At 40.2% G+C, this 12,216-nt stretch carries 11 protein-coding genes; 6 read left to right on the plus strand and 5 right to left on the minus strand.

The annotated features are described in order from the left end of the window. Nucleotides 1-15 precede the first annotated feature (15 nt). On the plus strand, nt 16-2,541 hold the full coding sequence (locus I8752_RS04885) for an alpha-amylase family glycosyl hydrolase (protein ID WP_214431205.1): 2,526 nt from the start codon (nt 16-18) through the stop codon (nt 2,539-2,541). A 153-nt stretch (nt 2,542-2,694) separates the two neighbouring features. Beyond that, nucleotides 2,695-3,576 (plus strand): SMP-30/gluconolactonase/LRE family protein, encoded by an 882-nt coding sequence (locus tag I8752_RS04890; protein WP_214431206.1) that lies wholly within the window; start codon nt 2,695-2,697, stop codon nt 3,574-3,576. Nucleotides 3,577-3,680: 104 nt separating this feature from the next. Here the strand turns inward: I8752_RS04890 and I8752_RS04895 are convergent, their stop codons facing one another. Then, complete coding sequence (locus I8752_RS04895) at nt 3,681-3,923, minus strand: hypothetical protein (protein WP_214431207.1); 243 nt, start codon at nt 3,921-3,923, stop codon at nt 3,681-3,683. A gap of 610 nt (nt 3,924-4,533) precedes the next feature. On the opposite strand from I8752_RS04895, the gene I8752_RS04900 reads away from it, so the two are divergent. Then, on the plus strand, nt 4,534-4,719 hold the full coding sequence (locus I8752_RS04900; protein WP_214431208.1) for a hypothetical protein: 186 nt from the start codon (nt 4,534-4,536) through the stop codon (nt 4,717-4,719). A gap of 302 nt (nt 4,720-5,021) precedes the next feature. Here I8752_RS04900 and I8752_RS04905 read toward each other — a convergent pair whose 3' ends face one another. Next, nucleotides 5,022-5,906, minus strand: coding sequence for a pirin family protein (locus I8752_RS04905; RefSeq protein ID WP_214431209.1), 885 nt, complete (start codon nt 5,904-5,906; stop codon nt 5,022-5,024). A 155-nt stretch (nt 5,907-6,061) separates the two neighbouring features. Between I8752_RS04905 and I8752_RS04910 the strand changes: the two genes are divergently transcribed. Then, on the plus strand, nt 6,062-7,219 hold the full coding sequence (locus I8752_RS04910; RefSeq protein WP_214431210.1) for a transporter substrate-binding domain-containing protein: 1,158 nt from the start codon (nt 6,062-6,064) through the stop codon (nt 7,217-7,219). A gap of 100 nt (nt 7,220-7,319) precedes the next feature. Here I8752_RS04910 and I8752_RS04915 read toward each other — a convergent pair whose 3' ends face one another. Together I8752_RS04915 and I8752_RS04920 are read right to left on the minus strand one after the other, a co-directional pair. Further along, the gene (locus tag I8752_RS04915; protein WP_214431211.1) at nt 7,320-8,141 is read right to left on the minus strand and encodes an SDR family oxidoreductase; all 822 of its coding nucleotides are present in this window, start codon (nt 8,139-8,141) and stop codon (nt 7,320-7,322) included. An 18-nt stretch (nt 8,142-8,159) separates the two neighbouring features. Beyond that, complete coding sequence (locus tag I8752_RS04920; RefSeq protein ID WP_214431212.1) at nt 8,160-9,281, minus strand: alpha/beta hydrolase; 1,122 nt, start codon at nt 9,279-9,281, stop codon at nt 8,160-8,162. A gap of 667 nt (nt 9,282-9,948) precedes the next feature. Between I8752_RS04920 and I8752_RS37180 the strand changes: the two genes are divergently transcribed. Beyond that, on the plus strand, nt 9,949-10,938 hold the full coding sequence (locus tag I8752_RS37180) for a hypothetical protein (RefSeq protein WP_225895445.1): 990 nt from the start codon (nt 9,949-9,951) through the stop codon (nt 10,936-10,938). A 484-nt stretch (nt 10,939-11,422) separates the two neighbouring features. On the opposite strand, the gene I8752_RS04935 is transcribed toward I8752_RS37180, so the two are convergent. Further along, nucleotides 11,423-11,623 (minus strand): hypothetical protein, encoded by a 201-nt coding sequence (locus tag I8752_RS04935; RefSeq protein WP_214431213.1) that lies wholly within the window; start codon nt 11,621-11,623, stop codon nt 11,423-11,425. A gap of 353 nt (nt 11,624-11,976) precedes the next feature. On the opposite strand from I8752_RS04935, the gene I8752_RS04940 reads away from it, so the two are divergent. Then, entirely contained in the window at nt 11,977-12,183 is a 207-nt protein-coding gene (locus I8752_RS04940) for a hypothetical protein (RefSeq protein ID WP_214431214.1), read from the plus strand. The last annotated feature ends 33 nt before the right edge of the window (nt 12,184-12,216 follow it).

Here is a 12,216-nt window from a genome sequence, read left to right on the forward strand (position 1 = left end):
TAAAGGGATATCAATATGGCTCAGATTACCGTTCAGTTTACCTATTTTACAGGTATTAAAAGAGCAATTTTTCACAATCTCCATTTAATTGGAAGTTGGGATGAAAACGGTCGCTATTCTCAACAATGGCGATCGCACCAAATGCAGCAAATCATTGCTGAAGATGGCTGTCCTGGTTTCCAAACTACGGTTGAACTTGATGATTTCCAACTTGGTTGGTTATTTCACTGGGGTGTAATGCTAGATAGTCCAGCCGGAAATAAGTTGTGGGGAATCCCTACAGAGATTAGCGATCGTTCGAATTGCGATCGCTATCGTAGTTTTACGTTACAATCTCCTGATAACGGTCAATCTCAACAACAGAGATATTATCTAGTTCATAGCCGCAGACTAGGCGCGCAACCATATTATCTTCCTAGTGAATCTCAGCCTGCGCTGCGGTTTGCTGTCTGGTCGCCAAATGCCCGTAATGTAGAAGTTGTGTTTGGTAACAGCAGTAGTGGGTATATTGCAGACGATGTTTTTCGAGACGATCCTGAGTTTGGCATGAATCCCCACCTGGGGCCATTTCCCATGTTGAGAACAGAAGAAGGGATTTGGCAAACAGATGTGACAATATCACCAGAATTGGCTGATTTATCCCACTTTGACCATGTTCCTTATATGTTTAGAATTACCAACGAAGGAGGACGGGTAGTTTATCGCACTGATTTGTACTCCCGTTGTCAAATTGGTAAAGGCAATACCAATCCTGATGGTAAACCTTTCTCTAGTCGATATCAAGATAAATACGCAAGACCTTTTTCAGGAAAATATCAAGATTTAGATGGTACTAAAAGCTGTTCTGTAGTCGTCAATCCAGAGACAGTAACTAAACATTTTCAAGAACCAGTCTGGCCAGAACAAGAATTTATCCCAGAACAGGAGTTTTGGAGTGATGAGTTTTCATTGGAACGCCCTATACCCCAGCGTGTTGAAGATTTAGTGATTTATGAACTTCATGTAGGGTCTTTAGGCTATGGTCGCAATAGACCAGGAAACTTTGAGGATGCGATCGCTTTACTACCCTATTTAGTAGACTTAGGAATTAACGCTGTCGAACTCTTACCAATGGCAGAATTTCGAGACAAAGTAAATTGGGGCTATGAAACATCCCATTACTTTGCTTTGGAATATAGTGCGGGTGGTAGAGACCAACTGAAACATTTCATCAGGGAATGCCATCGTCATGGAATTGCCGTGATTTTAGATGTGGTGTACAACCACTTCAATCCTGATGGAGAACGGGCTGAATGGGCATACGACTCGGATATTCCCGAACATAATATCTATTACTGGTATGAGGGCAACTCTGGTGATTATTTCTACCCAGACGGCAGACATTTCCCAGAAGGCGGCTATCTTGATAATTGGTCTACTGGTTACGCACCTAGATTTCATGAAGAGATGGTGCGGAAAATGTTCGTTAGTAGTGCAGTCACTTTAATGGAAGAGTTTCATGTAGACGGCTTTCGGGTCGATCAAACAACTTCAATGCACTCGTATAACCAGCTGCACGCTGATGGTAGACCTATTAGTAATGCCAATATTTTTGGTGCTAAATTCCTCAGAGAATGGACAAGGACAATAAAGCAGATCCGACCAAATGCCCTGCTAATCGCAGAAGACCATTCTGATTGGGATAAAGTTACTGAATCACCTGATGTTGGTGGTTTGGGCTTTGATGCAGCTTGGTATGCCAATTTCTATCACCATTTAATTGGTGATGCTAGACAAGGAACCGAATATGCCAAATTAATTCCTACTGCTGGATATGGTACGAATGAACCTCTAGCAATGGATAAATTTGCTGGGGCTTTAGGATGGTCTGGTCATAAAAAGGTGGTCTATCATGAATCCCATGACGAAGCAGGCAACTCTTATTTTAAGGAAGGAAACCATAGAATTGAATCGCGGCGCACGATTGTAGCAGCAGCCAACGCAGCACCCTTGATTGGAGACACTCGACGTTATGCGGAAGCGCGTTGCCGCTTTGCGTTTGGTATGTCTATTTTGTCGGCTGGTACACCAATGTTTTTGATGGGTGAGGAAATTGGCGCACAAAAACCCTACAGATTCAGCGATTTTATGGATAATCGAGAGGATTTGTTAAGCGATCGCCAAACTCATGGTCAAAGATTATTCCAATTTTACCAAGACCTGATTCAGATGCGACGCAACCATTCCGGACTGCGATCGCACTTGATTGATATTCTCTCTGTGCACAATGCCAACCGAGTTATTGCTTTCAGACGTTGGGATATAAATGAAGAATTTTTAGTTGTAGCTAGTTTGAATAATCAGTCCTTTTCCTTTGGTTACACTATTAACAATTCCCGAATCGAAGATGGTCAGTGGCGCGAGATTTTTAATAGTGATGCTTCACTCTACGGAGGAAATAGTGTAGGCAACTTTGGATTTGATATATTTGCAGCTAATGGATATATTAATCCCATAGTTCCGGCAAACGGATTTGTTGTTTTCCAACGGCAAAGTACATAATACTGTTAGCTACAAATAGCAAGCAGGGAAAGCATCAGAAATCATTTTTAACTTTGATTGATAATTTGGTAAATGTTTGTTTTTTGACTTTCAGCCAAAGAAAATACTGATTTTTTTGGCTGCCACTTCATATACATTTTTTCCAGATGTAATATGTGTCAAATTGTGCAAGATAAACTCTACAACGTTTCAAACGCACGCGCCCGCCTAGGTGAAGGCCCAATCTGGAATATTAACGAACAATTACTTTACTGGGTTGATATCTATAATTACCGAGTGCATCAGTTTCATCCTGCTAGTGGAAAAAATGTGTTTTTTGATGTAGGAGATGTAGTAGGAGCGATCGCTCTTGCAGGAAAAAATCAATTGATTATGGCGCAACGCCATCATTTAGCATTTCTCGATACTCAAACAGGTATAGTCACGCCAATTGTTGAGCTTGAAACTGATTTGCCAGATAACCGTTGTAATGATGGTAAATGCGATCCTCAAGGTCGTTTTTGGTTTGGCTCTATGTCTTCTTCAGGAAAAGCTGAAGCTAGCCTCTATCGCTATGACTCTGATGGCTCATTACATACAATGGAAACAGAACTGACTGTTGCCAATGGTTTAGGGTGGAGTCCCGATCGCAAAACATTTTACTTGACAGATTCTCCACAACAAAAAATATATGCTTACGACTTTGATGGAACCACAGGTAATATTAGCAACCGCCGCATTTTTGTGGATTTAATGGGTGAGTCTTTCTTCCCCGATGGCTTGACTATAGATAGTCAGGGATATATCTGGTCAGCAATGTGGAATGGATGGTGCGTGATTCGTTTTAGCCCAGAAGGTAAAGAGATTTTTCGGTTACACCTATCAGTACCACTTGTCACCAGCTGCACCTTTGGAGGCGAGAATTTAGATATACTTTATATCACCACTGCCTCGGTTGGTCTTAGTCAAAAAGAAATCGAAAAAAGTTTTTACTCTGGTGATTTGTTTGCTTTTAAAACAGATGTTACTGGATTGTTAACTTATGACTTTAACTGATGCCTTTAGTTGATAAGTAATTATAAGAAAAGTTTTAAAAGTCTTCATACTAGATTTAGACTAACAACCTATTTTAGTTGTTAGTCTAAATTCAAGTAGAAATATTAAACTCTTACATTTACATAACGAGCAGGAACTCGGACTTTAACCCACTTGTTACCGCGTCGTACTGTTTCCCAATGTGCAGGAATTAGCTTCCGTTGAATTCGTTTAACAACAGGTTTATGCACAATAGCAACTTTATGAACATTAGGTCTAACAATGACCTCTGCTGCTGATGCCTGTGATGGTAAAGCAGAAATTGCAAATGGCAAAGCAAGTAATGTACCTAATAGAATACGTTTCATGTTCAAACCTTTATCAATTTATTTGCTTGAGTTTTTAGAGCATTTATTAATTCATAACGAACATCTATGCTTACTTAATCTTGATGATTACAGTAACTTCTGCTCGTATCATGATTAATTTATTTTGCTCTGTTGTTCTCAGTTTAAAATACTAAATCATCAGATACATGGTAATAAAGTCATAATTTCGGTATGACTTTATTCATATTCAGCAATTCCAAATTGCACCATCATCTGATGTGAAGTCGTCAACATGATATCCTGCATTCCTGATGGTATGCTTTGAAGGGCGTTGTGCAAAGGGCAGAAGCAGAGGCGAAGAGGCGATCGCTTAACAACCAGTGCTGGACTATTCTCTATTTCTGGCTCCTACATTTTTATATACAGCTTACACAGCCTAACAACAGGGCGTTACATAAATGCCGGATGAATTGGCGATTGAAAGCATTGAAAATTCTTTGCAAATACGACAATAGATTTAATTCCAATATGTCTGACGATAGAAGACTTATAGGGAAAGATAAAGCTAATTATTTTATAGAATCAGCAAATAAATTGGATGAATTAAGTAGAGATGAATATACAAATTCAACATTTATTAATACAAGCAATGGCAAACTCTCTTGACGAACCATTAATTGATTGGCAAGCAGAAAACCTGCTAAAGATATTAGTATTTGTTGTCATATTTGGAATAGCAGTTGCAATTAATATTATTAGTAAAAAAGTGGAACACGCTATTGCATTTGCTTTCATCTGCACAATCATTGCTGGGGCTTTTTTGATAATTAAATAATCTTATGCCAATTCACTATTTGAAATCTTGAATCTATGACAGTAGCAATGGCGAGGGTGGCGTTCTGATTGCTACTGCGACAATAAGCTATTAACGAAGGCAGGGGGCAGGAGGCAGGAGGTCGTTTTTGTAACGAGGATTTATACCCCGTTCCAAAAACTTTTCGCCTTTTAAGGCGAGGTTTTAGACCCGATTGTTTCGATAATCATTCAAATTGCATCCCCACGTCTCCCCTTCTCCGCGTCTCCGCGTCTTTACTAAAGCAAAGGATTGTGCAACTTCAAGGCAGATTAGCTTAACTACTATAAGGGATTAGCCTCTGTAACCACTTCTGGCAGTGGAATGAACTCTGTTTCATCTGGCACAGTAACAAAGCGGCTGTCGCGCCAATCGGCTTTTGCTTGCTCTATTCGCTCTGGTCGGCTAGAGACAAAATTCCACCATTTGTAGCGCTTACCCAATGGCTCGCCGCCAATCACAATACACCGAGCAGCGGTAGCAGCAGAAACCTCAATTTCATGATATGGCTCTAGGATGGCGAGGCGATGTGCCTCTAGCGGTTCATCATTAATGCTCAATCCCTCTGTGACACTGTATACTGCTATCTCTGAATAACCCGCGGGAATAGTGAAGCGAGCATTGGCAGATAATACCCCATCTAAATAGAGGATGGGTGAAAAAACTTTAACAGGTGAAGTATAACCATATGCTTCTCCAGCAATGAGTTTGATGACAACGCCGTTCTCTTCCCAGGTAGGAAGGGTTTGAGCAGGATAATGAATAAACCAAGGATCGGTTTCTTCATGTTCAATCGGCAAAGCAATCCAGGTTTGAATCCCATGAATGGTGGCTTCCCTGTGACGGTCAAAGTTGGGCGATCGCTCTGAGTGTACAATTCCCTTTCCCGCCGTCATCCAGTTTACTGCACCCGGTTGAATCTCCTGTACAGTACCTAAACTATCGCGATGCATTAAAGCACCATCAAATAAATAAGTTAGCGTTGCAAGATTGATATGAGGATGCGGTCGTACATCAATGCCTTTGTTGACTGGCAAAACAGACGGCCCAAGATGGTCGAAAAAAATAAACGGCCCGACCATTTGGCGATTAGGATATGGCAAACTGCGGCGGGCAACAAACCCACCCAAGTCTTTTACTTCAGGTTCAATTAGTTGAACTATTTTCATAAATCATGGGGGGTAATTGGTAAATGCTGGAATCATTATAAATAGATTCGCCTGAAAAAAAGTTAACCTTTTTTTGCAGCCTATAAAGAAGCTTATGTAATATTTGTCATCGGTTGGGAATGATAGATATTGCATATAACCCCCAGAAAATACTTATGATCTATGCGTTCGCCAGGAAACTGCACCAATTTCTTGCTACTGGGAAGATGAAGTGTTTCCCAAAACCGCATATCTGGTTGGGACTGGTATGCGGACTCCTAGTGTTATTGCTGGTAGTCCATCCAGTACAGTCCCAAAAACCTGACGCTAAACAATCATTACTAGTAGCAACCAGAGCCATTCCACCCTTTGTATTTGCAGACAATGGCGAACTATCTGGATTCAGTATCGATCTTTGGCGCAGCATCGCCAGCTATATCGGTGTAGATTCTAAATTTGTGGAGTATCCAAATGTAGCTAATTTGCTTTCTGCTGTTAAGGATGGGAAAGCCAACGTAGGTATTGCAGCCATCTCAATTACTGCCGAACGCCAGCAGGAATTTGATTTTTCCTTACCCATGTTTGCTGGAGGGTTACAAATTTTGGTACGCGACCCAAAAACAAACAGTACCGAGCCACCTAATATATTGCAACTATTTTTCTCTGTTGCACTCTTGCAAGTCATAGGTCTGGCAATGCTGCTGATTGTTATAGCCGCTCACATCATTTGGTTATCTGAGCGCCATCACAAAGAAGGCATGATTTCTAAATCCTACTTTCCTGGGATTTTTAAAGCCTGTTGGTGGGCAGCTGCTACCTTAGCTACCCAAGCTGATGAGATGCCCAAAGGAGTAATCGGTAGGGTGTTAGCTATTATTTGGATGTTTATCGGAGTTGTTTTTGTTGCCTACTTTACAGCAGCAGCTACCACCTCGCTAACTGTGCAACAGCTACAAGCAGATATCAAAAGTGTAGACGATTTACCTGGTAAGCTCGTGGCAACAACAGCTGGCAGCACAGCTGCAACATACCTAAAAGAACATAAAATTTCAGTCTTAGAAGTCGCCAAAATTGAGCAGGCTTACGATGCTTTGGAAACAAAAAAAGCTGACGCTGTTGTATTTGACGCTCCTGTGCTTCTATTTTATGCTGCTAATCAAGGTCAAGGCAAAGTAGAGGTTGTGGGCAGTATCTTCCGCGAAGAAAACTACGGCATTGTTTTGCCTAATAATAGCCCCTACCGTAAACCTATCAATAGTGCCTTGCTGAAACTCAAAGAGAATGGCACTTATCAATCGCTGTACGATCGCTGGTTTGGTACTAAAAAATCTTAAAAATGTGGATGCGATCGCTATTAAAGTTAGAGCGATCGCATCTTGTCAACAAAAAAATCCCATTCTTAACAATCCTCAGATTAATTGCATTAAATTATGCTTATTGACGCTGAGAAAAAAGCATTTCCCAGTCAATAACTGGTGGTCTAGTTCCCTTGTTTATCAGTTCAAAAACTTGCCTTTGAGTTGATGGGTGAAAAATAGATTCCACACAAGCTGCTGCTACGTCAATTCGACTGGCATCACCGATAAGGGTATCACCTTTACCCACTACAACATTAAGCTTGCCTCCTGTTTTTGCTTTTAAGAGGGTGTTGAGGTCGTATGAAGTATACGGGCCATCAATTAAACGTCCTGGGCGGATAATGGTGTAAGGCAATCCCGAACTGACGATCGCTTCTTCACCTTTTTGTTTTGCATCAAGTACACCAAACGCATTGAGAATACTGAAGGGAAATTTATCTTTGCGGAGAACGCCAGAGGAAGACACAAAAACAAAGCGCTTGAGATTACGAGGTGCTGCTAATACTAAGTTGCTGATGCCTTGTGCATCAACCTTGGCTGGAGTATTCTTTGCTTTTGCATCTCTGTATGTGGGGTCAAGAAAAATCATTGCCCATTCTATTAAGTTAGGATTTGGAGTAAATCCCCACCTAGCAGAGGGAAAGGCAGTAGTCCCCGTACAACATATAATGTGTGTGACATCCTGCATTGCAGCTGGCAGTGTAATCGGTTCGCTTGTGTCACCTACAGCAATTTCTACGCAATTATCAAACATTTTCTCAGCGTTTACCGCATTGCGTGTTAATATGCGAACTTTTAAATTTTTCTCCAACAACTTTCCGACTACGATCTGTCCCACTCCCCCAGTAGCACCCGCAACTAAGATTAAATTTTCATCTGATGCTCTTACTTCAACCATAACTGTCCTTGAGATAATCTATTTATTTAGAATGTTTAATAAAACCTGCCGATAAATATTTATTCCCTGGTTATTCAAATGAGCACCATCTTCGGAACTGAAATTATCTTTCAAAGCATCGTTCTGATTTAACGATTCAACTTGTTGTATTTCAAATGCTATCTGATTCTTCACTGCAACTTGATGGATGACTTGATTAATTTGTTTAACTCTAGCATTGGTTGCAGAAATATTTGGGTCTTTACTAGCTACTACTGTTGAGTAAAAAGCTGGAATTAGAAATATTTGACTGCTACCTAACTTTTGCACTAAGGAAATTGATTCTTGGAGTTTGTTTGCAAATAAAGTATCGCTTAATCCATACCAAGCATCATTCGCACCAATAGCTATTACAGCTTTATTACATTTAATCTTATTCGGAATTAGTAATTTCAACTGCTCAACAAGTGAAATCCCACTTAAACCATTCAAAGCAAAATTAAAAGTCCCTTTTCCCATAGTCTTCCCTAGTTCAGCAGTTACAGAATCGCCAAATAAGCAAGCAGAAAATTCCTTTCCTTTAGTCGCAAATTCTTGATATTGGACTTCCATTTGCCATGTAGATGTAGAACTTAAGTTATCTTTAGGTGGAATTTCACTTGGAAAGAGATTTAACTTATTTACGACTTTTAGAACTGCTGGAATATTAATAATCAGTCTAGAACTGGGATAAGCTTCTATAAAGCTAACAATTCCCAAACCTTCTTGAGAATTAGCTCCGAGAATCACAGCAGCATTTAGTGCTTGTACCCCCGCTGTATCGCGACGGGCAATACTTTGGGAAACAAGTGATAAATTTTCTTTCGCCAGTTCTGTATTTAATAGCTTATCCAAAGCTGCAAGCTCAAGAGACATTTTTACTTGTAGCGCCTGATGAAACTCTTTTTGTTCTGCCAAACTGAAAAAATTGAGAACATATTGCAAATTTGAAGAAACTTCTTGTCTTTGTGCATACTTGCGTAAATCGGCAACAGGTAGCGACTCTTCAAAGACTCCGTAGCGAAAAATAATTTGTTCGGCGGCAAAACACGGAATTGAAGCCGTCTTCAGTAACACCAGACAACTAGATATACTCAGCAATAAATGACGTAAATATCTCATAAATCCTAGCAGAGTAGTTATCTAGCTTCTCATTTTGGCATTTTATTTCTTAAAAAACTATCTCAAGCCACTACACGATTTGCTTGAGTACCTAGATTATCTTACTTTACATACGAATGGCACTAAGTAGAACGGTGTGGAAAAACAAAACTATGTTAAGAAAAACTAAATAGGCTCAAACCCTCTTCCCTCCTAGCTTCTGCCTTCTGCCTTCTTCAATGATGATACAGCGGTTTCCAGTGAAAGAGTAAATAACAGGTAATCAAGAAGAGTCATTTTAGGGCTGCTGAAAAATTAGTTGAATAATTTGCTTAATTGTCTTAACTGTCCTTGCATTTTTACTCTAATGGTGAAAATATTTTTATGGCGTACTAATTTTATTATTTAAATCTTTAAAAAAGGAATTTATTGATATGACATAGTATTCCATTAAAACTATTAGAAGTAAGGCAAGGGCGAATAAATTAATACTAGGGACGGCTTTACTTACCGTTATGATAAAGATATTCATATGCTGAAATGGATAAGAATTTAATGTCTATTGGTATTTTAAAGTTATAGTTTATTTTTGTTTAGAAATTAAAACAGTATGGCCAAAATAATAAATACATAAACGTTTGTGATGGGCTTATTTTCACTAAAAATTGAGGATCGATAGGTAAGTAAAATGGATGAACTCGTCAAGAAAATTGCTGGTTTCGGTCTTCCTGGTATACTTTTTGTGATTGCAACTGCTACATCAGGGGGTAGTGTCGTCGCTGTTGTTACTCTACTCTCATCATTGGGAGGGCCATTAGGCTTGTTAGGCGGTTTAGGATTGCTCGGTCTTGTAGGTATTGTCGGAGAATATATAGCGGGTTTTGGAATTGAAAATATTCTCAAGCTCATCTATTCAGAACGTAGTAAAAGCGAATCTGTAAGATTGCTGCTCAAAGAAATTCAAGATTTGCCCATTACAGATGACCTAAAACTCAAACTGAAACATAATATCAGCCCAGTAGTAATTACTGAGCCGCAACAAGGCCCTGCTCCAAAAACAGTTGAAAAAGTTGTCGAAGATACAATTCAAGCTACAGATGCGAATATTAATGACCTACTAAACAAACCTGTTCTGATTGAAAATCAACAGACAAAACGGTATCTGTTTTCCGATGGAGAACCAATCAAAGGAAATCGAGGAGATGAGGGTGGTTGGCTAGCATCAAGTGGTTTTGAAAGTCCGAAAATCGTTGGTACTGATGCTAATTACTACAACCGTGCTTTATGGAAGATTATACCAAGTGGTGATAGTTTTCTGATTGAAAATCAACAGACAAAACGGTATCTGTTTTCTGATGGAGAACCAATCAAAGGAAACCGAGGAGATGAGGGTGGTTGGCTAGCATCAAGCGGCTTTGAAAGTCCGAAAATCGTTGGTACTGATGCTAATTACTATGATCGTGCCTTATGGAAGATTATACCAAGTGGTGATAGTTTTCTGATTGAAAATCAACAGACAAAACGGTATTTGTTTTCTGATGGAGAACCAATCAAAGGAAATCGAGGAGATGAGGGTGGTTGGCTAGCATCAAGCGGCTTTGAAAGTCCTAAAATTGTTGGTACTGATTCTAATTACTACGATCGTGCCTTATGGAAGATTACACAGTCATTTGTATAGTTGCTTGGTTATGAGTGGGTGTCAAGCTAGGGTGTTGATTTTGTGGAAAGAACCTACATCATCTCTCTATCGGCGATCGCGGTTACTCATGCCATTAGCGCGCTCTTTTACATGAAAAGCTGTAATCCTTATCCTGCACATTTTACAGCTTTTCTTAGTGCCATTCCTTTACCTCCCCTTCGGGGCGGGAGTGGGGAGTAGGGAGTAGGGAGTAGGGGAAGAAATTAGCCCCGAAAAAGGTTAAAGCCTCGCCCGCAAGTGGCGCGAAAAATCCTTGTATTGCACAAGATAGGTTGAAACCCCGCCCCGAAGGGGGCGGCTTAGTTTCCCTACTCCCCAATCCCTACTCCCTACTCCCTTTTATATACCTTGGTTTATTTGCACCTTTCTACAATGCAGCCATAAAAAGCTCCCCACGACTTAACAGGGGAAGCTTAAGGCATAAAGCTCTAGCATTTTCATCTTGATGCTACCATTTTGAAGTTTATTTGCGATGAGGGGCGATCGCCCTTTTGAGTTTGTAATCATTAACTGCCAAGCGATATAGCAAAGTGCTGAGTGCTGTAGACGCTTCTGCGGCTTCCCGCAGGGTGGAGTCAGTGCGTTGCGGTGAGCAGTCCGTTGGGCGGCTTCGCCGACTTGAAGGAACTGCGAACCCGAAGGGAGGTTCCCTCCGTTGAAGCAACTGGCGTTGCTGAGTAGAAAGCCAGTTACTTCAAGGCTTTGAGCAATCAATACTGTCCTAACCTATGTGACTATAGCGATACCTTGCCAGAGCGAGTGGACGTGTCAGGGTAAAAACTGCTTCTGGCTTGGCTCAAAGAATTGCGATCGCAGTCTGTGGCTTTAGGAGACTACGAACATACGCCCCTAGTCATTTCTCCTTATTCATACAACAACGCCGTTTTTCAGCGCTTCTGGAAAAGTTACCTTTTGATGAACATCAATCTAATTGAATTCCTTCTTCAGACAGAAGATTGAATTCAACTGTTTTTCGTAAGTTATCTGATATAAACAACAAAAATTTAGAATACAATTATGCCACTGCAAAAAATAAGTGAAGTTGATACAGACTGCTGTAATACTATTCAAAGTAACGATGCAAAAGTCAAAGAAGTGTATATTGAATCAACTGATGAGAAGATTCGGACAGTAAAAGATATTATAGTAGATGAGCAAGGAGTATTCCGCAAGAGACGACCAAGGAACATTCCCCTATTTCATAGTTCTGTAAAAAATAAATAATTAAAATAATTCAAGACTTTGAGCAATCAACAC

The organism is Dendronalium phyllosphericum CENA369 (assembly GCF_016056275.1).
GTDB lineage: Bacteria > Cyanobacteriota > Cyanobacteriia > Cyanobacteriales > Nostocaceae > Dendronalium > Dendronalium phyllosphericum.

Coding starts and splice junctions, on each gene's coding strand:
- I8752_RS04885 (WP_214431205.1), top strand. CDS start 16: ATGGCTCAGATTACCGTTCAGTTTACCTATTTTACAGGTATTAAAAGA.
- I8752_RS04905 (WP_214431209.1), bottom strand. CDS start 5,906: ATGAAAATAGTTCAACTAATTGAACCTGAAGTAAAAGACTTGGGTGGG.
- I8752_RS04940 (WP_214431214.1), top strand. CDS start 11,977: ATGCCACTGCAAAAAATAAGTGAAGTTGATACAGACTGCTGTAATACT.
- I8752_RS04895 (WP_214431207.1), bottom strand. CDS start 3,923: ATGAAACGTATTCTATTAGGTACATTACTTGCTTTGCCATTTGCAATT.
- I8752_RS37180 (WP_225895445.1), top strand. CDS start 9,949: ATGGATGAACTCGTCAAGAAAATTGCTGGTTTCGGTCTTCCTGGTATA.
- I8752_RS04915 (WP_214431211.1), bottom strand. CDS start 8,141: ATGGTTGAAGTAAGAGCATCAGATGAAAATTTAATCTTAGTTGCGGGT.
- I8752_RS04900 (WP_214431208.1), top strand. CDS start 4,534: ATGGCAAACTCTCTTGACGAACCATTAATTGATTGGCAAGCAGAAAAC.
- I8752_RS04920 (WP_214431212.1), bottom strand. CDS start 9,281: ATGAGATATTTACGTCATTTATTGCTGAGTATATCTAGTTGTCTGGTG.
- I8752_RS04890 (WP_214431206.1), top strand. CDS start 2,695: ATGTGTCAAATTGTGCAAGATAAACTCTACAACGTTTCAAACGCACGC.
- I8752_RS04910 (WP_214431210.1), top strand. CDS start 6,062: ATGATCTATGCGTTCGCCAGGAAACTGCACCAATTTCTTGCTACTGGG.